The organism is Herbaspirillum sp. RV1423, from assembly GCF_000577615.1.
Classification (GTDB): domain Bacteria; phylum Pseudomonadota; class Gammaproteobacteria; order Burkholderiales; family Burkholderiaceae_D; genus Herbaspirillum.
This window is the reverse complement of the sequence record NZ_CBXX010000001.1, coordinates 45,375-71,081: the sequence shown is the minus strand read 5'-3', so window position 1 is coordinate 71,081 and position 25,707 is coordinate 45,375. Positions and strand designations below refer to the sequence as shown.

The 25,707-nt window shown below is 59.7% G+C and carries 23 protein-coding genes; 18 read left to right on the top strand and 5 right to left on the bottom strand.

Annotation, left to right across the window (positions count from 1 at the left end; all coding sequences use genetic code 11):
* Positions 1-10: 10 nt before the first annotated feature.
* Positions 11-694 (top strand): response regulator transcription factor, encoded by a 684-nt coding sequence (locus RV1423_RS00335; RefSeq protein WP_034292462.1) that lies wholly within the window; start codon positions 11-13, stop codon positions 692-694.
* Between the two features lie 10 nt (positions 695-704).
* The gene (locus RV1423_RS00330) at positions 705-1,400 is read left to right on the top strand and encodes a response regulator (protein ID WP_034291925.1); all 696 of its coding nucleotides are present in this window, start codon (positions 705-707) and stop codon (positions 1,398-1,400) included.
* A gap of 88 nt (positions 1,401-1,488) precedes the next feature.
* Here RV1423_RS00330 and RV1423_RS00325 read toward each other — a convergent pair whose 3' ends face one another.
* Positions 1,489-1,953, bottom strand: a complete 465-nt coding sequence (locus RV1423_RS00325) for a rhodanese-like domain-containing protein (protein ID WP_034291923.1) — start codon at positions 1,951-1,953, stop codon at positions 1,489-1,491.
* Positions 1,954-2,323: 370 nt separating this feature from the next.
* On the opposite strand from RV1423_RS00325, the gene glnA reads away from it, so the two are divergent.
* The 4 genes from glnA to ntrC all read left to right on the top strand — a co-directional run bounded on the left by glnA (position 2,324) and on the right by ntrC (position 7,161).
* Complete coding sequence (gene glnA, locus RV1423_RS00320) at positions 2,324-3,739, top strand: type I glutamate--ammonia ligase (protein ID WP_034291921.1); 1,416 nt, start codon at positions 2,324-2,326, stop codon at positions 3,737-3,739.
* Positions 3,740-3,885: 146 nt separating this feature from the next.
* Complete coding sequence (locus RV1423_RS00315) at positions 3,886-4,362, top strand: DUF4124 domain-containing protein (protein WP_034291919.1); 477 nt, start codon at positions 3,886-3,888, stop codon at positions 4,360-4,362.
* A gap of 156 nt (positions 4,363-4,518) precedes the next feature.
* Positions 4,519-5,592, top strand: a complete 1,074-nt coding sequence (gene glnL, locus RV1423_RS00310) for a nitrogen regulation protein NR(II) (RefSeq protein ID WP_034291917.1) — start codon at positions 4,519-4,521, stop codon at positions 5,590-5,592.
* 78 nt (positions 5,593-5,670) lie between these two features.
* A complete protein-coding gene (gene ntrC / locus RV1423_RS00305) occupies positions 5,671-7,161 on the top strand; it encodes a nitrogen regulation protein NR(I) (protein WP_034291915.1) in 1,491 nt (496 codons plus the stop codon).
* A gap of 188 nt (positions 7,162-7,349) precedes the next feature.
* Here ntrC and RV1423_RS00300 read toward each other — a convergent pair whose 3' ends face one another.
* Complete coding sequence (locus RV1423_RS00300; protein WP_034291914.1) at positions 7,350-8,660, bottom strand: MFS transporter; 1,311 nt, start codon at positions 8,658-8,660, stop codon at positions 7,350-7,352.
* 272 nt (positions 8,661-8,932) lie between these two features.
* Complete coding sequence (gene prpR, locus RV1423_RS00295) at positions 8,933-10,579, bottom strand: propionate catabolism operon regulatory protein PrpR (protein WP_034291912.1); 1,647 nt, start codon at positions 10,577-10,579, stop codon at positions 8,933-8,935.
* Positions 10,580-10,820: 241 nt separating this feature from the next.
* Between prpR and RV1423_RS00290 the strand changes: the two genes are divergently transcribed.
* From RV1423_RS00290 to RV1423_RS00240, 11 genes are all read left to right on the top strand, one after another.
* Entirely contained in the window at positions 10,821-11,702 is an 882-nt protein-coding gene (locus RV1423_RS00290; RefSeq protein WP_034291910.1) for an oxaloacetate decarboxylase, read from the top strand.
* 66 nt (positions 11,703-11,768) lie between these two features.
* On the top strand, positions 11,769-12,929 hold the full coding sequence (gene prpC, locus RV1423_RS00285; RefSeq protein ID WP_034291908.1) for a 2-methylcitrate synthase: 1,161 nt from the start codon (positions 11,769-11,771) through the stop codon (positions 12,927-12,929).
* 88 nt (positions 12,930-13,017) lie between these two features.
* Positions 13,018-15,627, top strand: coding sequence for a Fe/S-dependent 2-methylisocitrate dehydratase AcnD (gene acnD / locus RV1423_RS00280; RefSeq protein ID WP_034291906.1), 2,610 nt, complete (start codon positions 13,018-13,020; stop codon positions 15,625-15,627).
* A gap of 40 nt (positions 15,628-15,667) precedes the next feature.
* Complete coding sequence (gene prpF / locus RV1423_RS00275; protein ID WP_034291905.1) at positions 15,668-16,873, top strand: 2-methylaconitate cis-trans isomerase PrpF; 1,206 nt, start codon at positions 15,668-15,670, stop codon at positions 16,871-16,873.
* 105 nt (positions 16,874-16,978) lie between these two features.
* A complete protein-coding gene (locus tag RV1423_RS00270) occupies positions 16,979-17,377 on the top strand; it encodes a hypothetical protein (protein ID WP_034291903.1) in 399 nt (132 codons plus the stop codon).
* A gap of 80 nt (positions 17,378-17,457) precedes the next feature.
* Positions 17,458-18,909, top strand: coding sequence for a bifunctional 2-methylcitrate dehydratase/aconitate hydratase (locus RV1423_RS00265; RefSeq protein WP_034291901.1), 1,452 nt, complete (start codon positions 17,458-17,460; stop codon positions 18,907-18,909).
* A 264-nt stretch (positions 18,910-19,173) separates the two neighbouring features.
* Positions 19,174-21,072 carry a propionate--CoA ligase gene (locus RV1423_RS00260; RefSeq protein WP_034291899.1) on the top strand — a complete coding sequence of 633 codons (1,899 nt, stop codon included), beginning with the start codon at positions 19,174-19,176 and terminating at the stop codon, positions 21,070-21,072.
* A 109-nt stretch (positions 21,073-21,181) separates the two neighbouring features.
* On the top strand, positions 21,182-21,673 hold the full coding sequence (locus tag RV1423_RS00255) for an arsinothricin resistance N-acetyltransferase ArsN1 family B (protein WP_034291897.1): 492 nt from the start codon (positions 21,182-21,184) through the stop codon (positions 21,671-21,673).
* A 9-nt stretch (positions 21,674-21,682) separates the two neighbouring features.
* Positions 21,683-21,949 (top strand): hypothetical protein, encoded by a 267-nt coding sequence (locus RV1423_RS00250; protein WP_034291896.1) that lies wholly within the window; start codon positions 21,683-21,685, stop codon positions 21,947-21,949.
* Between the two features lie 51 nt (positions 21,950-22,000).
* Positions 22,001-22,825 carry an AraC family transcriptional regulator gene (locus tag RV1423_RS00245; protein ID WP_034291895.1) on the top strand — a complete coding sequence of 275 codons (825 nt, stop codon included), beginning with the start codon at positions 22,001-22,003 and terminating at the stop codon, positions 22,823-22,825.
* Positions 22,826-22,914: 89 nt separating this feature from the next.
* Positions 22,915-23,313, top strand: coding sequence for a cupin domain-containing protein (locus RV1423_RS00240; protein WP_051516379.1), 399 nt, complete (start codon positions 22,915-22,917; stop codon positions 23,311-23,313).
* Positions 23,314-23,451: 138 nt separating this feature from the next.
* On the opposite strand, the gene xth is transcribed toward RV1423_RS00240, so the two are convergent.
* Both xth and RV1423_RS30795 read right to left on the bottom strand, forming a co-directional pair.
* A complete protein-coding gene (xth, locus tag RV1423_RS00235) occupies positions 23,452-24,216 on the bottom strand; it encodes an exodeoxyribonuclease III (RefSeq protein WP_034291894.1) in 765 nt (254 codons plus the stop codon).
* 138 nt (positions 24,217-24,354) lie between these two features.
* Entirely contained in the window at positions 24,355-24,486 is a 132-nt protein-coding gene (locus RV1423_RS30795) for a hypothetical protein (RefSeq protein WP_255344153.1), read from the bottom strand.
* Between the two features lie 311 nt (positions 24,487-24,797).
* On the opposite strand from RV1423_RS30795, the gene RV1423_RS30510 reads away from it, so the two are divergent.
* The gene (locus tag RV1423_RS30510; protein WP_231501993.1) at positions 24,798-25,628 is read left to right on the top strand and encodes a DUF4157 domain-containing protein; all 831 of its coding nucleotides are present in this window, start codon (positions 24,798-24,800) and stop codon (positions 25,626-25,628) included.
* The last annotated feature ends 79 nt before the right edge of the window (positions 25,629-25,707 follow it).

The window sequence follows — 25,707 nt, the reverse complement described above, 5'->3', positions numbered from 1 at the left end:
GGATGCAATGATGACATGGGCTGCAACGAAAGCAATTCGGATTGCCCTGTTGGACGACCATGCTGTTGTGCGACACGGACTTGCCACCCGTTTGACGGAGGAGTCCGATTTTCAGGTGGTTGGCGCTTTTGCCACCAGCAAGGACATGATGGCAGCCTTGCGCGCTTTGCCTGCCGATATTTTGTTGATCGACTATTCGCTGGGTGCCAGCGACATTGATGGTCTCAATTTGATACGGGCGCTCAAGGTGCGCTTCCCGGACAGCAAAATCCTCGTATCATCGTCCCACTACAATCCGGCGACAGTCGCATTGGCAATGCGCGCCGGCGCACGTGGATTCGTCGGCAAAGGGCAGGAGTTGTCGGAGCTGATCGCCGCGGTGCGTTCGGTCGCCGTCGGACGCGTACATCTGAATCCCCTCATGGCGGCGGAAATTTCGTCCATGCTATCCAACAGCAATCAGGAAGAGGAGTCTGCCGCAAGCGACTCGCTGACTGACAATACCGAACTTTCGCCGCGCGAACGCGAAGTATTGCGCTGCTGCCTCGAGGGAATGAGCGTGACGCAAATCGCTGAAAAATTCGCCCGCAGCGTAAAAACCATCAGCGGCCAGAAACAGTCGGCTTTCCGCAAGCTCGGCGTACGCAACGATAACGAACTGTTCAAGATTCAGCATCAACTCCAGGACATATAGGGTTCCCATCATGAATGGCATATCTCCGACACCGGTGCTCCAGATTCTTATTGTCGACGACTCGGCAACCAGTCGCGCCGTCATTGAAAAGCAACTGAAAAAATTGGGCTGCAATGTCGTGGCCGCGAAGGATGGCGCTTCCGGTCTGGCCGCAATGGAAAAGGATGAGTTCGATCTGGTGCTGCTCGATTGCCAGATGCCGGACATGAGCGGTTACGACGTGGCTACGAGCTTTCGCGTAAAGGAACGGGAAGAGGAACGAGCCCATACGCCCATCATCGCGATTTCTGCGGAGACCGATACGGCTCATATGCAGTTGTGTCTCGACAGCGGCATGGATGGCGTACTCGGCAAACCGCTGCCTGTTGAAGAACTGAAAAAAGTACTGTCGCTATGGTGCGATGTCGATGTCTCGTCGGTGTCGCCGATGACGCAGGAAGAAATGCGCAGTGTCGACCTCAATGTCTTGTTCCGTTCCACGTCGCTGGATGACCTCAGCGCCATGCAATCGTCGGCAAGCCAGGCGGATATGGCGGCTGTGGGCCGGCTGGCGCACCGCATGAAAGGTGCGGCATTGACCATGGGCGCGGCCCAGATCGTCGCTACCCTGGAGCGTATCGAGGCGATTGCAACCCACCGCACGCAACCCGCCGCGGGCCTGGCTGCCGAAGTCGAGACTTTGCAGCAGCAACTGCAAACCATCTGAAACCGAAGTCTGATGTCTGCGGCCGCGCGCCTGTGCGGACCGCGGTTTTTCTAGGTTCGCGAAGTCGAGGGCAGGCACTTCTTGTTTTTCATGCGCCGACCCATGGGAGTCCGGCTTTGCACCATCCTTCGATGGTCTTGCGATGCCCGGCGCTGTCTTTGTTTCCCTCAAAACCTTCGAGAATGTCATAGCAGTGAGCGTAGCCATTTTCGGTAGCCAGTTTTGCCGCATGGCGCGACCGTACACCGGAGCGGCAGAGGAACAACAATACTGTTTGCTTGTCGGTTCCCGCGCCCAGTTGTGCCAGGAATTGCGGATTGGGTGCATTTTCCGGATAGAGATTCCATTGCACCGCAAGATGTTGTGCTGCGGGGATGACGACCTGGCCTACCCAGTCTCGTTCCGCCTTGGTGCGCACATCCACCAGCCTGACCGCAGGATCGCCCTGAAGCAAGGCGAAGGCTTCTTGCGGCGTCACGGCGCCGGCGTAGGGAAACTGGCCTGCCTGAGCGCGTTGGCTGGCGGTGGAAAGAATTTCGTTCGTGGTAGTCATTTGATGTGTCCTGAAAAGTTGTTGGAAACGCATGGAAGATATTTTTAAATTAACATCGATCTCCCTATTGCACCAAAATAATGCGCAAAGACAAATTTGAATCATATTGGTGCATATAATTTGATTTGCACCATGTTTGCCCATTATTGAGCGGGCTATGCACTGCTCGGAAACGCACGCCAGCCAATAACTCCCTAAAATATGCCATACGCCCCGATGCCAGGGTGCCGATGGCATGGAATCTGCTATCATTCTCCGCTGAGTTCTGGCGCACTATCTGTTGTATTGCTGCACACATCAAGTCGCACGTAGTCGGCTCATCACCCAAATTGTACAAATTTATACTACTTCCTCGTTTTAGGAGATTCGCATGGCAAGGACGGCCGCAGAGGTTTTGAAGTTGGTGAAAGACAATGAAGTCAAGTTTGTTGATTTCCGTTTTGCCGACACCCGGGGTAAAGAGCAGCACGTAACGGTTCCTGTTTCCCATTTCGACATCGACAAGTTTGAAGGCGGCCATGCATTTGACGGCTCCTCGATCGCTGGCTGGAAGGGTATCGAAGCTTCGGACATGTTGCTGATCCCTGATCCAAACACCGCCAACATCGACCCGTTCATGGAAGAAACCACATTGTTCATGCAATGTGACGTGATCGAGCCATCCGACGGCAAGGGTTACGACCGTGACCCACGCTCCATCGCCAAGCGCGCTGAAGCTTACCTGAAGTCCTCGGGCCTAGGCGACACCGCCTACTTCGGTCCTGAGCCTGAATTCTTCATTTTCGACGGCGTGCGCTGGGGTGCGGACATGTCCGGTTCCTTCGTCAAGATCGAGTCCGAAGAAGCATCGTGGAGCACCGGCGCCAAGATCGAAGGCGGCAACAGCGGCCATCGTCCATCGGTCAAGGGCGGCTATTTCCCGGTTCCTCCGGTCGACAGCTTCCAGGACATGCGTTCGGAAATGTCCCTGATCCTCGAATCCCTGGGCATCCCGGTGGAAGTGCACCACCACGAAGTGGCTGGCGCAGGTCAAAACGAGCTGGGCACCAAGTTCTCGACGCTGGTCGAGCGCGCCGACTGGACGCAAACGCTGAAGTACGTGGTCTGGAACGTCGCGCACACCTACGGCAAGACGGCTACCTTCATGCCGAAGCCGCTGGTCGGCGACAACGGTTCGGGCATGCACGTCCACCAATCGGTCTGGAAAGACGGCAAGAACCTGTTCGCAGGCGACGGCTATGCCGGCCTGTCTGAATTCGCGTTGTTCTACATCGGCGGCATCATCAAGCACGCCAAGGCGCTGAATGCGATCACCAACCCGGGAACCAATTCGTACAAGCGTCTGGTTCCAGGTTTCGAAGCGCCGGTCAAGCTGGCTTACTCGGCACGCAACCGTTCCGCATCGATCCGTATTCCTCACGTTGCGAATCCTAAAGGCCGCCGTATCGAAACCCGCTTCCCGGATCCGCTGGCCAACCCGTACCTGTGCTTCTCGGCTCTGCTGATGGCAGGTCTGGACGGCGTGCAAAACAAGATCCACCCAGGCGAAGCAGCGTCGAAGGACCTGTATCACCTGCCGCCGGAAGAAGACAAGCTGATCCCGACCGTCTGCGCATCGCTGGACGAAGCGCTGGATCACCTGAACAAGGACCGCGAGTTCCTGACCCGCGGCGGCGTCTTTACCGACAGCATGATCGATGCTTACCTGGATCTGAAGGCACAGGAAGTTCAACGCTTCCGCATGACGACGCATCCAATCGAATTCGACATGTACTACTCGCTGTAATCGTCGATTCTGCATTGATAAAAAAGGGAAGCTTGCTTCCCTTTTTTTATGCTTGTTCTGTTTTTACCGCGATGCCGGCGTCGCGTTTGTTTGCGGGAAGTTCTTGTCATACACTTGTCGGCATTCCGTTTTTTGGTCTTTGGCAGATGAAACTCTTTGTACTCCCGATGCTGTTGGGCGTGGCCTCCTTGCAGGCCGCGCAAGCGCAAAACGATGTCTATGTCTGTACCGATGAAAACGGCGCCAGGGAATACAAAAATACCGGCACGACCAAGGGATGCAAGAAGCTGGATTTGCCGGGCTTGAGCGTTGCACCGCCGGCCAGGCGTGTCGCGGACAGCAAGGCTGCGACTGCGTCGGCAGCCGGTTTTCCCAAGGTCGACAACAGTACGCAAAAGGCGCGCGATAACGATCGCAAGCTGATTTTGCAGGATGAATTGAGGGACGAGGAGAGCAAGCTGGCGAGCCTGAGGGCGGATTTCAACAACGGTGAACCGGAGCGTCGCGGCGATGAGCGCAACTACGCCAAATACCAGGAGCGTGTCGCCGGCATGAAAGACAATATTTCCCGGACGGAGCGCAACATCCAGGCGCTGAAGCGGGAACTGAGCAACGTCCGCTAAGCCCGGAAGACTACCGGTTCAGGTCGGTAATCCAGTCGTTTCGCAGGCTTGCCCAAATCTTGCTTAGCTGAAGAGAAGCTGACAAGTTCATTCTCACGGTCAAAAGCTGCGGAGGAATGATTGTTGCGGCATTTACACAGGCATTTACCGGAACGCATGAAAACAACCCTACCTTCACTGGATGGTCTCGACCTGCTGGCATCGGCGGTCATCATTCTCGACGCCAACGGCGGCATCGTGTACGCCAACGCCGCCGCCGAAAATCTGCTGGAAAGCTCCTTCAAGGTGCTGTCTCAGCAAAAGCTGACCGAACTTTTCCTCAATGGCAAGGAACTGGCCAGCCTGTTTTACCAGGCGGTCCAACACCAGTTCGCCGACAAGCGGCTCGACCTTGTGCTGGAGCGCGCCGGCCGCGAGCCCTTGCAAGTCCATGCCATTATCACCGCGCTCGACAGCCCCGACACGCCGGTGTTGCTGGAGCTGCGTGAAAACGTCCAGCAACTCAAGCTCGACCGCGAAGAGCGGCTGCTCGACCAGAGCCAGGCCAACAAGGAACTGATCCGCAATCTCGCGCATGAAATCAAGAATCCGCTCGGCGGCATCCGCGGCGCGGCACAGTTGCTGGAACTGGAGTTGCCGGAGCGTCACCTCAAAGAGTTGCGCGAATACACCCAGGTCATCATCAAGGAAGCCGATCGCCTCCAAACGCTGGTCGATCGCCTGCTGGCGCCGCACCGCCGGCCGCACATCGTCGGCGACGTCAACATCCATGAAGTCTGCGAGCGCGTGCGCAGCCTGATCCTCGCCGAATTTCCCAACGGCCTGACCATCCGGCGCGACTATGATTTGTCAATTCCCGAGTTTCGCGGCGACAAGGAACAACTGATCCAGGCGCTGCTCAACATCGTCCACAACGCTGCGCAAGCGTTGGCCGAACGCATCCGCGCCGGTGATGCCGAACTGGTTTTGCAGACGCGCGTCATGCGCCAGGTGACGCTGGCCAAGGTCCGTTACCGGCTGGCACTAGACTTGCATATCATCGACAATGGCCCCGGTATCTCACCAGACATCCAGGACCGTATTTTTTACCCGCTGGTATCAGGGCGGGAAGGAGGTAGCGGCTTGGGGCTGACTCTGGCTCAGACATTCGTTCAGCAGCATATGGGGGTGATCGAATGCGAGAGTCGGCCGGGATATACGGATTTCAGAATATTGATACCGCTTCCCTGATGCGTCGCGTCAGAGAAGGTCTGGACAAACCAAGGCATGGTCGAAAGCCGCTTACTACTTGCAGGAAAAGATAACACTATGAAACCGATCTGGATTGTTGACGACGACGAATCGATACGCTGGGTATTGGAAAAGGCCCTCGCGCGAGAAAATCTCGCCACACAAAGTTTTTCCAGCGCACGTGACGCCATGCAAGCCCTGCAGACCGGCACGCCGCAAGTATTGGTTTCCGATATCCGCATGCCCGGCGCGTCCGGCCTGGAGTTGCTCCAGACCGTCAAGGCCAAGCATCCCGGCATTCCGGTCATCATCATCACCGCATTTTCGGATCTCGATTCGGCGGTGTCGGCGTTCCAGGGCGGCGCCTTCGAATACCTGGCCAAGCCGTTCGACGTCGACAAGGCCGTCGAACTGATCCGGCGCGCGCTGGAAGAAAGCCTGCGCGAAACCGATGTCGAGCAATCCTCGGCCAACGCGCCGGAAATCCTCGGCCAGGCGCCGGCGATGCAGGATGTCTTCCGCGCCATCGGCCGCCTGTCGCAATCGAACGTGACCGTATTGATCACCGGCGAATCCGGCTCCGGCAAGGAACTGGTCGCACGCGCCTTGCACAAGCATAGCCCGCGCGCGGCGCAGCCCTTCGTTGCGCTGAACACGGCGGCGATCCCCAAAGACTTGCTCGAGTCCGAACTGTTCGGCCACGAGCGCGGCGCTTTCACCGGCGCGCAAGCCATGCGCCGGGGCCGCTTTGAACAGGCCGAGGGCGGCACGCTGTTCCTTGATGAAATCGGCGACATGCCGCTCGACTTGCAGACGCGCTTGCTGCGCGTACTGTCGGACGGCCACTTTTATCGCGTCGGCGGCCATCAATCGCTCAAGGCCAACGTGCGCGTCATCGCCGCGACCCATCAGAATCTTGAGCATCGCGTGCGCGAAGGCTTGTTCCGCGAAGACTTGTACCATCGCCTCAACGTGATCCGTCTGCGTCTGCCCAGCCTGCGCGAACGTCGCGAAGACATTCCCATCCTGGCGCGTCACTTCCTCACGCAAAGCGCGCGCCAGCTCGGCGTCGAAGCCAAGCGCCTGTCGCCGCAAGCGATGCAGTTCCTGTCGCATCTCGAGTTGCCGGGCAACGTGCGCCAGCTTGAGAACCTGTGCAACTGGATCACCGTCATGGCGCCTGGCCAGACGGTGGAAGTGAAGGACTTGCCGCAAGATCTGATCGAAGAGCGCAGCAGCAACTTCCAGCCTACGTCGATGCAAGCGGCCCCGTCAACGGCGCCAACGGAATCGCATGGCGCCGCAACAGCAAGTATCGATGGCGACATCGGCGGCGCGGATCGCAACTGGATCAGCCTGTTGGAAACGGAAGCGGCGCAAATGCTGGCGGAAGAGCGTCCTGAAGTCATGGACATCCTCGGCCGTCAGTTCGAGGCGACGTTGATCAAGATCGCGCTGAAACACACCCACGGCCGCAAGAACGATGCGGCAGTGCGCTTGGGCATCGGTCGCAACACGATCACACGCAAGATTCAGGAACTCGGCATTGGCGGCGCCGAGGACGATTGAGACAAAGAAACGTAAGGGGAAGCGGGAAGCGGCAGGGGGTAGGGAAATAAAATAAATCGCGGTGGACGTCTCGCCAGAGCGCGTGCAGATGCGATGGAAATCAACAAAATAATAAGGGCCGGCTTCGTTATCGAAACCGGCCCATTTTTTTATCGACCGCGCAATGCGGGTCGACGAAGCATGGGGAATTAACGCACCTTCAGGCGATAACGCGCCGCCATCGAAGCGATGAAACTCAGCGATGCACCCAGGATCACGAAGAAGCTCACCGACAATTTGTTGCCGGTTGCCTGGATGAGCCAGGTAATGATCAGGCCGGCAAAACCGCCGAAGATCATCACTGCGATGTTATAGCTCAGCGACATGCCGGTGCCGCGCGTCTGTACCGGGAAAACGTCGGCCAGCAGCGCCGGCATCGAAGCGAAGTAGATTGTCATCAGCACGCCGATCGCGATCTGCAGCAGCAACAGGTTGACGAACGTGGGCGCGCCGGTCAGGAACACGAACATCGGATACGTGAACACCACGAACGCCAGGCTGCTGCCGATCATGAACGGCGTACGGCCATACTTGTCGGACAGCTCGCCCACCAGCGGCGACGCCACCATCATGATCAGTCCCGAGACGATGGTCGCCGCATACGACGACCATGCCGGCATGCCCAATTGCTTGATCGCATAGGTCGGCATGTACAGCGCCAGGTAGACCGATACGGTCGCCATGATGACGCTGCCGGTGCCGATCAGCAGGCGCATTTTCTGATGCGCGAAGGTGTCGCGCAGCGGCGTCTCGGTGCGTTCTGCGGTGGCGAATTCCGGCGATTCATCGAGGTGGCGACGGATATAGAAACCGGCCGGGCCGATCAGCAAACCGAACAGGAAAGGCAGGCGCCAGCCCCAGGAATGCAATTGCTCCGGGGTCAGCCAACCATTCAGCGCGGCGCCGAACACCGCCGCCAGCAACAGGCTCAGGCCCTGGCTGGCAACTTGCCAGCTCGAGAAAAATCCGCGGCGATGCGGCGCATGTTCCACCAGGAATGCCGTGGAACTGCCGAACTCGCCGCCGGCCGAAAAGCCCTGGATCAGGCGCGCCAGCACGATGCCCGCAGGCGCCCACAGCCCGATGCTGGAATAGGTCGGCATGAGGGCGATCATTGCCGTGCCGATCGTCATCAAGACGATGGACAGCGACAGCGCCGCCTTGCGTCCCACCCGGTCGGAATACGCGCCGAGGACGACGGCGCCGAGCGGACGCATGAAGAACGACACGCCGAAGGTCGCGAAGGTCAGCAGCAGCGAGACGGTGTCATTGTCGGTGGGGAAAAACAGCTTGGCGATGACCACGGCGAAGGCGCCGTAGATCAGCACGTCAAACCATTCCAGCGCATTGCCGATCGATGAGGAGATGACCGCACGCCAGGTCTGGGGGTGAAGTCCGGCCGGCGCTTCAAGGCTGGCTGGGCTGGCTGGGCTGCTTGTTGCAGGGCTCTTATTGTTCATGTGTTTTCCCGATGGTGAGATTGTTGATATGAATGTCGGCGCCGAGGCGATTCGGCGTCATGCTGTTTGAGCATGAACAATGCGTAAACAATATCCCGTTGATGGCGGCGACCGGACGAGAATACGTGCATGCGCGCGCGGCTGTCAATCGTGTTTCGCTGCGCAGGGCCGAGCGTCGGATGCGATTCCTGAATGATGGGAATCGTTGCCTCCTTAATCCGCTTGTGGACCAAAATCGAAGGGGGAGGCGTTATCGAATGTGCCGCAGCGGGTTAACTTTTTTCGCCCAGTTTGCGCCACAAAGTTGTGCGGCTGATGCCGAGATATTTGGCGGTGGCGGCGCGGTTGCCGTCGAACCGCGCCAGCACTTGTTGCAGCGATTCTTCGGAAGTTGGGGCATTGATCGAACCCCGACCGATCGGCATCGATGCGGCAAGCGTTGCGGACGCGTCATCGGGCAGAATTTCCGGCGCGATGCGTGCAATCAGGTTCGGCGTCAGCGCCTGCAGCGGCTCGGCCGCGAGAAACAAGGCCAGGCGTTCCATCAGGTTGCGCAGTTCGCGCACATTGCCGGGCCAGCCGTAGCGCGCCAGCAGCGGCGCGCAGCGCAATATCTCGGCATGCAGGTTGGCATGCGGACGAATGTCCATCGCCGCCAGCGCATTCTTCAGGCACCACTCCGCCAGCGGAGCGAGATCGTCCGGTCGCTCGCGCAACGGCGGCAGCGTCATGCGCAATACGCTCAGGCGATAGAACAGGTCGGCGCGGAAGCGACCCTCCTTGACGCGGTTGTCGAGGTCGCAATGCGTGGCGCTGATGATGCGCACGCTGACCGGTATCGGCCGCGTGCCGCCGACGCGTACCACTTCACGTTCTTCGAGTACGCGCAGCAGGCGCGTCTGCAGCGGCAGCGGCATCTCGCCGATCTCATCGAGGAAGAGGGTGCCGCGATGCGCCGCTTCGAACAAGCCGGCGCGGCCGCCGCGGCGCGAACCGGTGAAAGCGCCTTCCTCATAGCCGAACAACTCCGACTCCAGCAGCGACTCCGCCAGCGCGCCGCAATTGACCGCGACGAAAGGATGGTGCGCCTGCACCTTGCCCTGCATCTGCGGATGCGCGCGATGGATGGCTTGCGCCGCGAGTTCCTTGCCGGTGCCGGTTTCGCCCTGGATCAGCACGGTCGCGGGCGATTTGGCGAACAGCGTGATCGACTGCCGCACGCTTTCCATCGCCGCCGAGTCGCCGCGCAAGTCGTTGATGTGATGTTTGGCGCGCAAGGTGTCGGCCACCGGAAAGCTGCGTCCGCGCGTCGACTCCAGTTGCGTCAGACGGGCCAGTTCCAGCGCGTCGTCGAAAGCCTGACGGATGGATGCGGCGGAATACACGAAGATGCCGGCCAGCCCGGCTTCCTCGGCCAGATCGGTGATCAGGCCGGCGCCGACGATGGCTTTGATGCCGGCGGCTTTCAGTTCGTTGATTTGCGAGCGCGCGTCTTCCTCGGTGGCGTAGGTGCGCTGCACGATGTTGAGGCCGAAGGTGCTCTGGAATTCGCTCAACGCCGGCATGGTTTCCTGATAGGTGATCAGGCCGATGTCGGGGGTTATCTTGCGCGCCCGCGCCAGCGCCTGCATCACGTCGAAGCCGCTGGCCTTGGCGATGATGACCGGCACCGACAGGCGGCTCTTGAGGTAGGCGCCGTTGGAGCCGGCAGCAATGACCGCATCGCAACGTTCGGTGGCGAGGCGTTCGCGAATATGCCGTACGGCATCTTCGAACCCCAGCGGAATCGGTTCGATGTCGGCCTGGTCGTCGAACTCGAGCGTGATGTCGCGAAACAGCTCGAACAGGCGCGACACCGAAACAGTCCAGATGACCGGTTTGTCGCTTTGATCACGGGATTGAGGCGAGGGACGCTTCATGTTTCATGTTTCATATGAATGTTTCAAACGTTTCAACTGTAACACATTACAGGAACGCCAGGCAGCCGAAAAATTGATGTTGTCGAGAGGAAAGTTCGGATAACTCGTTGATTTAACGATGCTTGTTCTGAAACGTTCATTTCTGTCGCGATGCAACATCCAGAGGCGATCCGCATGGCACGCGCATTGCAATAAGCAGAGGCATCCACATCGCTGAAACACGCAACTTCAAGGACTCCGTATGACCAACACTTCTCAAACCACCAAACAAATCCTGCGCGACAAGGTCAACGCACGAAAGGGCCTGCTGGTTCCCGGGGCCTTCAATGCGTTGTCGGCGCGGGTGATTGCCGATCTCGGTTTTGAAGCGCTCTACATCACAGGCGCCGGCGTGACCAACATGTACTTCGGCATGCCGGATCAGGGCTTCATCGGCCTCAACGAGCTGGCCGACCACACCGCGCGTATTCGCGACGCGGTGGAGATTCCGCTGATCGTCGACGCCGACACCGGCTTCGGCAATGCACTCAACGTGCGTCACACGATTCGCACGCTGGAACGCGCCGGCGCCGACGCCGTGCAGTTGGAAGACCAGGTGTCGCCCAAGCGTTGCGGACATTTCAGCGGCAAGGAAGTCATCTCCTGCGCCGAAATGGTCGGCAAGATCCACGCCGCCGTCGATGCGCGCAGCAATGACGGCATGCTGATCATGGCGCGCACCGATGCGCGCAGCGTGCACGGTTTTGAAGATGCGCTGGAACGTGCGGCCCGCTACAGCGAAGCTGGCGCCGACATCCTGTTCGTGGAAGCGACCGAAACCGCGGATGAGATCCGCCGCCTGCCGCAAGCGCTCGACAAGCCGCAACTGGTGAATCTCGTGATCGGCGGCAAGACACCGATCTTCAACGCCGACGAGCTGGGCGATCTCGGTTACGGCATCGTGCTGTACGCCAATGCCGCGCTGCAAGGCGCCGTGGCCGGCATGCAAAAGGCGCTGACGGTGTTGCGCGACAGCCATCGCCTCGATGAAGATCCGAATTTCGTGACGCCGTTTGCCGAGCGTCAGCGTCTGGTCAACAAGCCGATGTTCGATCTGCTGGAAAAAAAATACGCGGAAAAATAATCCAGATTCGGTACAGGAATTCCACCTTTTCGTTACAACCATTCATACATCAGCAGGGAGATACGCATGAGCGAAACACAAGCACCGGCACCAGGATTCAAACCAAAGAAATCCGTTGCCCTGTCCGGCGTTACCGCCGGCAATACTGCACTGTGCACCGTCGGCAAGACCGGCAATGACTTGCACTATCGCGGCTACGATATTCTCGACGTCGCCGACAGTTGCGAATTCGAAGAAATCGCCCACTTGCTGGTGCACGGCAAACTGCCGACCAACGCCGAACTGAGGGCTTACAAGACCAAGCTGAAAGCGCTGCGCGGGCTGCCGGCCAACGTCAAGGCGGCGCTGGAATGGTTGCCGGCGGCGTCGCATCCGATGGACGTGATGCGTACCGGCGTTTCCGCGCTGGGCTGTGTGCTGCCAGAGAAAGACGACCACAATACCCCAGGCGCGCGCGACATCGCCGACCGCCTGATGGCATCCCTGGGCTCCATGCTGCTGTACTGGTATCACTACAGCCACAACGGCAAACGCATCGAAGTCGAAACCGACGACGATTCCATCGGCGCGCATTTCCTGCACCTGTTGCATGGAGAGAAGCCGTCTGCGCTATGGGAAAAGGCCATGCACACCTCGCTGATCCTCTACGCGGAACACGAATTCAACGCCTCCACCTTCACCGGCCGCGTCATTGCCGGCACCGGCTCGGACATGTACTCCGCCATCACCGGCGCGATCGGCGCGTTGCGCGGACCGAAGCACGGCGGCGCCAATGAAGTTGCGTTCGAAATCCAGAAACGCTACGACAATCCGGACGAAGCGGAAGCCGACATCAAGCGCCGCGTCGAGAACAAGGAAGTCGTGATCGGCTTCGGCCATCCGGTCTACACGATCTCGGATCCGCGCAACAAGGTGATCAAGGAAGTGGCGCGCAACCTGTCCAAGGACGCCGGTTCGCTCAAGATGTTCGACATCGCGGAGCGTCTCGAAACGGTCATGTGGGACATCAAGAAAATGTTCCCGAACCTGGACTGGTTCTCGGCCGTGTCGTATCACATGATGGGGGTGCCGACCACGATGTTCACGCCGCTGTTCGTGATCGCGCGCACCTCGGGCTGGGCGGCGCACATTATCGAGCAGCGCATCGACAACAAGATCATCCGCCCATCGGCCAATTACGTCGGCCCGGAAGATTTGAAATTCGTGCCGATCGGCAAGCGCAAGTAATTTTTGCCGGCATTCCAATCATCCCAGCCTGCCGTGCCTTCAAGCGGCAGGCTGTCACTCTTACCTATGTTTCCTTCGGGACTGAGCCATGAATACCGCAAACCGCAAGCCATTGCCTGGCACCAAGCTGGATTATTTCGACGCGCGTGCCGCGGTTGAGGCAATCAAGCCGGGCGCCTGGAACAAGCTTCCCTACACCTCGCGCGTGCATGCCGAGAACCTGGTGCGTCGCTGCGATCCGACCATTCTCGGCGAGTGCCTGGCGCAGATCATCGAGTGCAAGCGCGAGCGCGACTTCCCGTGGTTTCCGGCGCGCGTGGTCTGCCACGACATCCTCGGCCAGACCGCGCTGGTCGACCTCGCCGGCCTGCGCGACGCCATCGCCGACCAGGGCGGCGATCCAGCCCAGGTCAACCCGGTGGTGCCAGTGCAACTGATTGTCGACCACTCTCTGGCGGTCGAGTGCGGCGGCTTCGATCCGCAGGCGTTCGAGAAGAATCGCGCCATCGAGGACAGGCGCAATGAAGACCGTTTTCATTTCATCAACTGGACCAAAATGGCGTTCAAGAACGTCAATGTGATCCAGCCCGGCAACGGCATCATGCACCAGATCAATCTGGAAAAGATGTCGCCGGTGATCCACAACGACAACGGCCTGGCTTACCCGGACACCTGCGTCGGCACCGACAGCCATACTCCGCATGTCGACGCGCTGGGCGTGATCGCCGTCGGCGTTGGCGGCCTGGAGGCCGAGAACGTCATGCTGGGTCGTGCTTCCTGGATGCGCCTGCCGGAAATCATCGGCGTGGAACTTTCGGGCAAGCCGCAACCGGGCATCACCGCGACCGACGTCGTGCTGTCGCTGACCGAATTCCTGCGCAAGGAGAAAGTGGTCGGCGCCTACCTTGAGTTCCGCGGCGAGGGCGCCTCCGCGCTGACGCTCGGCGATCGCGCCACGATCTCCAACATGGCGCCTGAATATGGCGCGACCGCGGCGATGTTCTTCATCGATCAGCAAACCATTGACTACCTGAAGCTCACCGGCCGCGACGACGACCAGGTGAAGCTGGTCGAGACCTACGCCAAAGAAGCCGGTCTGTGGGCCGACAGCCTCAAGTCGGCGCAGTACGAGCGTACGCTGAAGTTCGATCTGTCCACCGTAGTGCGCACACTCGCCGGCCCGTCCAACCCGCATCGTCGCCTGCCGGTGTCGGCGCTGGCCGAGCGCGGCATCGCCGTCGATCTGGACAAGGCGCGCGCACAGGAAGCGCAAGGCCTGATGCCGGACGGTGCCGTGATCATCGCCGCCATCACCAGTTGCACCAACACCAGCAATCCGCGCAACGTGATCGCCGCAGGCCTGCTGGCGCGCAACGCCAACAAGCTGGGCCTGACCCGCAAGCCGTGGGTGAAGTCGTCGCTGGCGCCTGGTTCCAAGACCGTGGCGCTGTATCTCGATGAAGCGGGCCTGACCGGCGACCTCGAGAAACTGGGCTTCGGCGTGGTCGCGTTCGCCTGCACCACCTGCAACGGCATGTCCGGTGCGCTGGATCCGGCAATCCAGCGGGAAATCATCGATCGCGATCTGTACGCGACCGCCGTGCTGTCCGGCAACCGCAACTTCGACGGCCGCATCCATCCTTACGCCAAGCAAGCCTTCCTGGCGTCGCCGCCGCTGGTGGTGGCGTACGCGATCGCCGGCACCATCCGTTTCGACATCGAGAAAGACGTGCTGGCCGTGGTCGACGGCAAGGAAATCCGCCTGAAGGATATCTGGCCGAGCGATGAAGAGATCAATGCCGTGGTCAAGGCGTCGGTGAAGCCGGAGCAGTTCCGCAATGTCTACACGCCGATGTTTGCCGTGCAGCGCGACAAGGGGGAGCAAGTCAGCCCGTTGTACGACTGGCGCCCGATGAGCACTTACATCCGTCGTCCTCCATACTGGGAAGGCGCCCTGGCCGGCGAACGCACGATGACCGGCATGCGCGCGTTGGCAGTGCTGCCGGACAATATCACCACCGATCACCTGTCGCCGTCCAACGCCATCCTGGCCGATTCGGCCGCCGGCGAATATCTGGCCAAGATGGGTTTGCCGGAGGAAGACTTCAACTCCTATGCGACCCACCGCGGCGATCACCTGACCGCGTTGCGCGCGACCTTTGCCAATCCACAACTGGTCAATGAAATGGCAGTGGTCGATGGCGCAGTCAAGAAGGGTTCGCTGGCGCGCGTCGAGCCGGAAGGCAAGGTCATGCGCATGTGGGAGGCGATCGAAACCTATATGGACCGCAAGCAGCCGCTGATCATCGTCGCCGGCGCCGACTACGGCCAGGGTTCGTCGCGCGACTGGGCGGCCAAGGGCGTGCGTCTGGCGGGTGTGGAAGTGATCGCGGCCGAAGGCTTCGAGCGCATCCACCGCACCAATCTGATCGGAATGGGCGTGCTGCCGCTGGAGTTCAAGCCTGGTACGACTCGCAAGACACTTGGCATCGACGGCACCGAAACTTTCGACGTGATCGGCAAGCGTACCCCGCGCGCCGATCTCACCCTGGTGATCATGCGTAAGAACGGTGAACGCGTCGAAGTGCCGATGACCTGCCGTCTCGACACCGCCGAGGAAGTTTCCATTTACGAAGCCGGCGGCGTGCTGCAGCGCTTCGCGCAGGACTTCCTCGCATCGTCGGCCAAGGCTGCTTAATTGATGATCTACTCGATCTAATCGATCAGGAAAGACGCATATGACCCACGTACCTCAAATCAAGATTCCTGCTGCCTATATCCGCGGCGGCACCAGCAAAGGCGTCTTCTTCCGCTTGCAGGACTTGCCCGCAGCCGCGCAAGTGCCCGGCGCGGCGCGCGATGCGCTGCTCATGCGCGTCATCGGCAGCCCGGATCCATACGGCAAGCAGATCGACGGCATGGGCGGCGCCACTTCGAGCACCAGCAAAACCGTTATCCTCGCCAAATCCAGCCGTCCCGGCCACGACGTGGATTATCTGTTCGGCCAGGTGTCCATCGACACCGCCTTCGTCGACTGGAGCGGCAACTGCGGCAATCTCTCGGCTGCGGTCGGTCCGTTCGCGATCGGCGGGGGACTGATCGATCCCGATCGCGTTCCGCAAAACGGCATTTGCACCATCCGCATCTGGCAGGCCAATATCGGCAAGACTATCATTGCGCACGTGCCGATCACCGACGGCCAGGTGCAGGAAACCGGCGATTTCGAACTTGACGGCGTGACATTCCCGGCAGCCGAAGTGCAGCTTGAATTCATGGATCCGGCCGATGAAGGCGAGGGCAAGGGGGAGGGTAACGGCGGCGGCTCGATGTTCCCGACCGGGAGTCTGGTCGATGACCTCGAAGTGCCGGGCGTAGGTACCTTCAAGGCGACCATGATCAATGTCGGCATTCCGACGATTTTCCTGAACGCGGAAGCCCTGGGCTATACCGGCGCCGAACTGCAGGACGCCATCAACAGCGATCCCAAGGCGCTGGCCATGTTCGAGACGATCCGCGCGCATGGCGCGGTGCGCATGGGGCTGATCAAGCATATCGACGAGGCCGCCCGGCGTCAGCACACGCCGAAGGTCGCCTTCGTCGCCAGACCGCGCGATTATGTCGCCTCCAGCGGCAAGAAGGTCGCCGCCGGCGATATCGACCTGCTGGTGCGCGCCATGTCCATGGGCAAGCTGCACCACGCCATGATGGGCACGGCCGCAGTCGCCATTGGCGCCGCCGCCGCGATTCCCGGCACGCTGGTCAATCTCGCTGCCGGCGGCGGGGAACGTACCGCGGTGCGCTTCGGCCATCCCTCCGGCACGTTGCGCGTCGGCGCGGAGGCGAAGCAGGTCGACGGCGAATGGACCGTCACCAAGGCAATCATGAGCCGCAGCGCGCGCGCGTTGATGGAAGGTTGGGTGCGCGTTCCCGGCGACGTGTTCTGATTTGCCGGGAAACATGCTGCATTGCAGTGACCGGAAACGGGAAGTGGGGAACGAAAGTTGGTAATATGCCGTCCACACTCTCTTTCACCCGGTACTGGAATAAACATGACTTACTTGCAACGCGCTTCCGCATTGACCCTGACCATCCTGCTGGCTGCCTGCGCTTCCGAGAGCGTGCCGCTGACTGAAACCAAACCGCCGGTGCCTGCGCCGCTGCAGCCGGTAGTCGGTAAAGTGCGTCCGGCCTGGGCCGGCCAGGTGAGTACCGGCACTTTTTCCTGCGAAATGGGCAACCGCGTCGAGGTCAAGGTCGATGGCGACAACAACATGAACCTGGTGTGGAAGGGCAGCACCTACAAAATGGCGCCAGTATCGACTTCCACCGGCGCATTGCGTTTTGAAAACAAAGGCGACGGCCTGGTCTGGATTCAGATCCCGTCGAAGGCAATGCTGCTGAACTCGAAGATCGGCCAGCAGCTTGCCAACGATTGCAGGAGTCGTTAGGGCCTGTTTGAAGCGGTCGGAAACGGTCGGCTTGATTTCGGACAGGATGGTATTTTCGTGTTCAGACAACGGGAAAAATCATGTCCGCAGCGATGTCAAACGTCCGCCCCAAGTACGACAAGGTACTGGTCGATATCGTCGACTACGTCACCAAATACAAGGTCACTTCCAGACTGGCCTACGACACCGCGCGCAACTGCCTGATCGACACCTTGGGTTGCGGGCTGGAAGCGCTGGAGTATCCAGCGTGCAAAAAACTGATGGGACCGATCGTGCCCGGCACGCTCGTCCCCAACGGCGCCAGGGTCCCGGGCACGCAGTTCCAGCTCGATCCTGTCCAGGCCGCATTCAACATCGGCGCCATGATCCGCTGGCTCGATTTCAACGACACCTGGCTGGCGGCGGAGTGGGGCCATCCATCGGACAATCTCGGCGGCATCCTGGCGACGGCGGACTGGCTGTCGCGCAACGCCGTCGCCGCCGGCAAGAAGCCGCTGACCATGAAGGACGTGCTGACCGGCATGATCAAGGCGCACGAAATCCAGGGTTGCATTGCACTGGAAAATTCCTTCAACAAGGTCGGCCTCGATCACGTGGTGCTGGTCAAGGTCGCATCGACCGCGGTCGTTGCCGATATGCTCGGCCTGACGCGCGATGAAATCCTCAACGCCGTGTCGCTCGCATGGGTCGACGGCCAGTCGTTGCGCACCTATCGCCATGCGCCGAACACCGGCTCGCGCAAGTCGTGGGCGGCGGGCGACGCGACATCGCGCGCCGTGCGCCTGGCGCTGATCGCCAGGACCGGCGAAATGGGATATCCATCGGTGCTGACCGCTCCGACCTGGGGTTTCTACGACGCGCTGTTCAAAGGCCAGCCGTTCAAGTTCCAACGCAAGTATGCCTCCTACGTGATGGAAAACGTGTTGTTCAAAATTTCCTTCCCGGCCGAATTCCATGCGCAGACGGCGGCGGAAGCCGCGATGACTCTGCATGGCGAACTGGCCATGGCCGGCAGGGAAGTGGAAGACATCAGGAAAATCACGATCCGCACCCACGAAGCCTGCATCCGCATCATCGACAAGAAGGGCCCGTTGAACAATCCGGCCGACCGCGATCACTGCATCCAGTACATGGTCGCCGTGCCGCTGATCTTCGGTCGCCTGACGGCCTCCGATTACGAGGACGACGTCGCTGCCGACAAGCGCATCGATGCATTGCGCGAGAAGATCGTCTGCGTCGAGGACAAGGCTTTCACCAAGGATTACCACGACCCGAAGAAGCGTTCCATCGCCAATGCGCTGACCGTCGAATTCAAGGACGGCAAAAAGCTCAAGGAAGTCATCGTTGAATATCCGATCGGCCATGCGCGTCGCCGCAAGGAAGGCATCCCGCTGCTGGAGGCGAAGTTCAGGACCAACCTGGCGCGCCAGTTTCCGGCCAGGCAGCAGCAAAAAATCCTCGACGTATCGCTCGACCAGAAGACGCTGGAAACCATGCCGGTTAACGAGTACGTCGACCTGTATGTCATTTAGCGCGGCTAAAAACCGTTGATAAAACGCCGCCGGCAGCGCGGGTGAAAAAAGGATGCTTGCGCGCATTTTTTTCGATTTCTCAGACATCGGATGCTGGTTTTTTTCTGAATTTTTTCTGAAAAAAGCAGCAAATTAAGCTGGGCGTAAGCAAGCGCTGCCAAAGTAAACAGCAACACACGACACCAGAAAAAATGCGGCGCAAAGACGCTGCGTTCACATCGCGTTGACCTCTCGTCACGCACCAGATTGCCATGAGGAGACATTATGAATTTTGCCGCGTTCTACCAACAATCCATCGACGACCCGGACACCTTCTGGGCCAATGAAGCCGAGCGCATCGACTGGCACAAGCCGTTCTCGAAGACGCTCGATTATTCGCGTCCGCCGTTTGCACGCTGGTTCGTCGGCGGCGAAACGAATCTCTGCCACAACGCCATCGACCGCCATCTGGCGCAACGCGCCGACCAGGCAGCGCTGATCGCAGTGTCGAGCGAAACGGACACCGAAAAGACCTACACCTTCCGCGAGCTGCACCGCGAAGTCTGCGCAATGGCCGCGATCATGCAATCGCTGGGCGTCGGACGCGGCGATCGCGTTCTGATCTACATGCCGATGATTGCCGAAGCGGTATTCGCCATGTTGGCGTGCGCGCGCATCGGCGCGGTGCATTCGGTGGTGTTCGGCGGCTTTGCATCGAACAGCCTGGCCACGCGCATCGATGACGCACAACCGAAGCTGGTGGTTTCCGCCGACGCCGGTTCGCGCGGCGGCAAGGTGGTGCCGTACAAAGGCTTGCTCGATGACGCGATCCGGCTGGCGCAGCATAAGCCGGCGCACGTCTTGCTGGTCGATCGCGGGCTGGCGCCGATGTCGCTCACGCCGGGGCGCGATGTCGGCTATGCTGCGCTGCGTCCCGACTATCTCGATACGCAGGTGCCGGTAGTCTGGCTGGAGTCGAATGAGCCGTCCTACATCCTCTACACCTCAGGCACCACCGGCAAGCCCAAGGGCGTGCAGCGCGACGTCGGCGGTTATGCCGTGGCGCTGGCGGCGTCGATGGAGTATGTGTTTTGCGGTAAACCGGGCGAGACCTATTTCTGCACTTCCGATATCGGCTGGGTCGTGGGCCATTCCTATATCGTCTACGGTCCGCTGATGGCCGGCATGGCGACCATCCTGTACGAAGGCCTGCCCGTACTGGCGAAGGACACCATCGGCGCCGGCATCTGGTGGAGCCTGGTGGAGAAGTACAAGGTCACGCGCATGTTCTCGTCGCCGACGGCGATCCGCGTGCTCAAGAAGCAGCCGGTCGAATGCATGACGCGCTACGACCTGTCGTCGCTGAAGAGTTTGTATCTGGCCGGCGAACCGCTTGACGAAACCACGTCGAACTGGATTGCCGGCACGCTCGGGGTGTCGGTGATCGACAACTACTGGCAAACCGAAAGCGGCTGGCCTATCTTGTCGATCGCCAAGGGCGTCGACGACAAGCCGACCCGGCTGGGCAGCCCGGGCGTGCCGATGTACGGCTACAAGATGCACATCATGAACGAGGCGACCGGCGAGCTGTGCGGCGTCAACGAAAAGGGCGTGGTGGTGATCGAAGGACCTTTGCCGCCCGGCTGCATGCAGACCGTGTATCGCGACGACGCGCGCTTCCTCAACACGTACTGGTCCAATTTCGGGACGCAGGTGTATTCCACCTTCGACTGGGGCATCCGTGACGAGGACGGCTATTACTTCATCCTCGGCCGCACCGACGATGTGATCAACGTCGCCGGCCATCGCCTGGGTACGCGTGAAATCGAAGAGAGCATTTCCAGCCATGCCAACGTCTCGGAGGTCGCGGTGGTCGGCGTCGAGGACAAGCTGAAGGGGCAGGTGGCGATCGCCTTCGTGATCCCGAAACAGACCGACGCCATCGCCACGGTCGAAGGCCGCCAGGCGCTCGAGGCGGAGATCATGCGCGTGGTGGACAAGCAGATCGGCGCCGTCGGCCGGCCTTCGCGCGTGCTGTTCGTCACCTTGCTGCCGAAGACGCGTTCCGGAAAATTGCTGCGCCGGTCGATACAGGCGATTTGCGAGGGCCGCGATCCGGGCGATCTGACCACCATCGAGGATCCGGGTTCGCTGCAGCAGATCAAGGCGGCCTTGCAAGCTTAGAAGCTTAGTGCCCGGCAAGAGCAAAGCTGAAGAGACGACGTCCGGACAATGTGCCGGACGTCTGCATTTTGGGTACACTACGTGTCACCGACTTTTCTTTCCAGCATTCATGAATACCTCGATTCGCCCGGCCACCGCAGCCGATGCCGCCGCCATCTGCGAGATCTACAACCATTACGTTCTGACCACGACCATCAGCTTTGAAATGGAAGCCGTTTCCACGCCGGAAATGGCGCAGCGCATCGCCGAGGTGTCCGCGCAGTTTCCGTGGCTGGTGTATGAAGAAAACGGCCGCATTCTGGGTTATGCGTATGCCGCCAAATGGAAGGTGCGCAAGGCTTATCAGCATTCGGTCGAAAGTTCGGTCTACCTGGCCAGGGACAGCGGCGGCAAGGGCATCGGTTCGCAGCTTTATGAGGCCCTGTTTGCCGAATTGAAGGCGCGTTCGGTGCACGCCGTCATGGGCGGCATCGCCCAGCCTAATCCCGGCAGCGTGGCCTTGCATGAGAAGATGGGTTTCGTCAAAGTTGCGCATTTCGCGCAGGTCGGCAGAAAGTTCGATCAATGGATTGATGTCGCCTATTGGCAATTGATCCTCTAAGGAGTTGACATGGCCAGATCGACCAGAGCTACGGGCGCCATCGAGCGTCTCAATACCCGTGCCGGAACGCGCCAGTATTCCATGGTGCGGACTTCAGGCGAATTGTTTTATCTGGTCCGGCGCACGTCCGAGAATCCCGCCGAGAAACTGAGCGAGCCGCTGCCGCTCGATGAATTCGTCGCCTTCGTCAATGCCTATGGACCGCAAACGCCGAGGCGCGTCAGCAAGCTCGACATTGCATTCGAGAAGCAGCTCGTCAAGAAGGACAAGGAATAAGGCTTCGTCGGCGAAGCTGTATCCGAAGGAGCAGGACAATAAGGGCAAGTCATGGCAAACCGGAAAACAGACGGCGATCAAGGCAAGGACTGGATACTGCGCTCGCAATCGTCCGGCGTCGAGCGTATCGAAGCCTTTTTCCACGGCAGCGGTTACGCCATGCATCGCCACGATACCTATGCGCTCGGCATCACGCTGGCCGGCGTGCAATCCTTTCAATACAAAAAATCCCTGCGCAGCAGCCTGCCTGGCAACAGCATGGCGCTGTACCCGGACGAGCCGCATGACGGCCAGGCCGGCACCGAAGCGGGTTTTCGCTACCGCATGCTATATGTCGAACCGGCGTTGCTGCAGGATGCCCTGGGAGGGGTTCCGTTGCCTTTCATCGAAGGCGGGATTTCGACCGATCCGCGCATGTTTCACGCGCTCAGGAGTCTGCTTGTCCAAATGGACGGCGACGTCGAACCGCTGCAACAGGATGATGGCATCTTTGAGCTGGCTGCCGCGATGAACGCGGTGTCCGGCAAACGTCCTCGCCGCCATGCGGCCGATTTTCAGGCCGCGCAACGCGCTCGCGAATATATCCACGCCTCGCTGGACCGCACGCTGACGCTCGATGAGCTGGCGCAGTCCTGCGACCGTGATCGCTGGAGCCTGACGCGCGACTTCCGCAGCTTTTTCGGCACCAGCCCTTATCGTTACCTGAGCATGCGCCGTCTGGATCTGGCCCGTCGCCTCATGGCGCAAGGCCGGTCGCTGGCATCCGCTGCGGCGATCTCGGGCTTTGCCGATCAGAGCCATATGACGCGACTATTCACCAGGACTTACGGTATCGCACCGGCACGCTGGTTGCGAATGATGAAGCCCGGCAGGTGACACGCGGCAGCCAAAGTTGCACGATCGTTCAAGACTGCGTTCGACAGAGCGCGTAACCTCGCTCCTTGTCATCAATACAGGAGCCCGAAATGTCTACCATCTCATCCCCCGCAGGCGCAAGCCGGGACTACAAAGCCATCAATTTCGCCGAGAAATTGTCGCTGTTCAGCGAACAATGGTCGCAGCGCGTCATCGCCGAAATGAACGACTACCAGTTCAAGCTCGCCAAGCTGGAAGGCGAGTTCATCTGGCACGATCATGTCGATACCGATGAGGTGTTCATCGTGTTGGAAGGAAAGCTGCGCATCGATTTTCGCGACGGCGCCGTGCATCTCGGCGCAGGCGAAATGTTCGTCATTCCCAAAGGCGTCCAGCACAAGCCCTATGCCGAGAGCGAAACCAAAATCCTGCTGGTCGAGCCGCGCGGGGTGGTCAATACCGGTAATGAAGAGAGCGACAGGACGCGGCAGAACGATATCTGGATCTGAAGCGCAACGTGGAAACCGCTGAACGCAAAACACTGAAGTGGCGGCAGGGAATAAAGCCGGGATTCTGACCGCCCAACTTTATAGTGGGCGGTTCGTTTCGCGTTTTGTCAGACGGATACTGTCGTTCGGCCAATCATATCAACCGATGGTCGCTACCACCGGCGCATGATCCGACGGCTGTTCCCATTTGCGCGGCGCCTTGTCGATCACGCAGGCGGTGCATTGCGCAGCCAGCGGCGCCGACAGCAGGATATGGTCGATGCGCAGGCCCTTGTTCAGGCGAAACCCCATCTGGCGGTAATCCCACCAACTGTAGAGTTTTTCCGGCTGCTCGAACATGCGGAAGGCGTCGGTGAATCCCATCTTCTGCAAATCGAAGAACGCGGCGCGTTCCGGTTCCGACACCAGGTTCTGGCCGATCCATGCGGCCGGATCGTGGACGTCGCGGTCTTCCGGCGCGATATTGTAGTCGCCCAGCAGCGCCAGTTTTGCGTGCTGCTGCTGTTCCCGGCCCAGCCACTCGCGCAGCGCCGCCAGCCACTTCAGCTTGTATTGGTATTTTTCGGATTCCAGCGACTGGCCGTTGGGGATGTAGGCGCAGACGATGCGCATGCCTTCGATGGTGGCGGCGATGATGCGTTGCTGTTCATCTTCGAACAGGGGATTGTTCTTCACCACATCGTCGATCGGAAGGCGCGACAGGATGGCGACGCCGTTGTAGGTCTTCTGGCCGGTGAAGACGACTTCATAACCGGCGGCGTTGATTTCGGCCTGCGGGAATTTGTCGTCGGTCAGCTTGGTTTCCTGCAGGCACAGCACGTCGACCGGGTTGTCGCCCAGCCATTGCAGTACCTGGGGCAGGCGGACTTTGAGGGAGTTGACGTTCCAGGTGGCGATTTTCATGTGGTGTAAAAAATCTCTAATTATCAATTGGTGACTGCTGCACATAAGCCGTTGAATTCGCCAAGCTACCCACCCTGGCTTCCCAGTTTGGAGGCACTGCGACATGGCATCGAGTGTTGCAGGGATGCCACTATATCACTACGGTAACGCCTTGTTCCGATCGATCATGGCGTGGATCTTCTTGATGGCAATGCCGGTGGTTAGCTCGCCGATTTTGACCAGGCCCCGCTTGCCTGTCTTGACCAAGCGGTAGATCGTGGCTCGTGGCATCCCGAGTTTTGCCTGGGCCACATCAAAGTGAAGCTGACACGGCGGGTACCGATGCCGCCTCGCATGGATGCTGGCAGATGGGTAGCCCTATGACACCCAAACCGTCATCGAATCATCAGTTCACCGTCAATTTCTTTCGTCGGGTGGAGCCGCCCGGGATATCATCACATGACAGATGACCGTGCAAACAATCAATTTGCGACGAAAACAAGAAAAGGGCCGCCGTGATGAATGTGCACCGAGAAAAGACGTCTGAAAGTGAGCATCGGTCGAATAGTGGAGAGGTTATCGAATCGCTCTCCGGCATGAGCATGGATCACGTCAAGGTCCACTACAATTCTTCTGAACCGGCCCAGCTCAATGCACATGCCTATGCGCAAGGCAGCGACATTCACGTCGCACCGGGACAGGAGCAACATCTTCCGCATGAAGCCTGGCATGTGGTGCAGCAGGCGCAGGGGCGCGTGCAGCCGACCAGGCAGATGAAGCAGGGCGTGCCGGTCAACGACGATGCAGGGCTGGAGGCGGAGGCCGACACCATGGGGGCGATGGCGTTGCGGTTGAATCCGGGCAATGCAGTCTTGCAGCATTATCGGGCCGCGCCAAACTACGCAACGGGTGCGATCCAACGGCTTTCGATGAAACGAAGAGGCGCATTCCCGGCAGTGGATGCTTCATTTGCTGTCGGCGCCCATGTATTTGTCGCGCCTGCCAAAAACTCCATCGATGCAGAGATCCCTGCGCTTGACGAGGATGAAGCGAACATCAACGTCAATCTCTATTTTGGGCAGGACTACCTGAATAATGAGCTTTCCCAAACTTATCACGGCAATGGCGGCGCAATAAAAAAAGAGAAGGCGAGAATAGGCTGGGATGGGACCAACAACAGCAATGCGGTCATTCTGGATGGGCATCATCGCGTCATTTGGGGCCTCTATCATAATCAGGAAGTCGGTTTTAATACTTATCCCATCACGTCCGGAATCAATCTTGCCGACGTGACATACAAGGGAACGCCGAAACCCATCGTCGTGGCGCCGAAGGCCGAAGAAAAAAAAGAAGACGTCAAAGATGCGACGCCGAAAGACAAGACAGCGACAACCAGTGCTGCCGCTACGCCGGTAGTGGGAGGCGTGGATTGAGGTGCTTGCCATTGCCGGGCCGACGATGGCCGCAAAATGAGGCCCTGGTGTCCAGGTTGCCGGCGAGTCGGGACTTGCC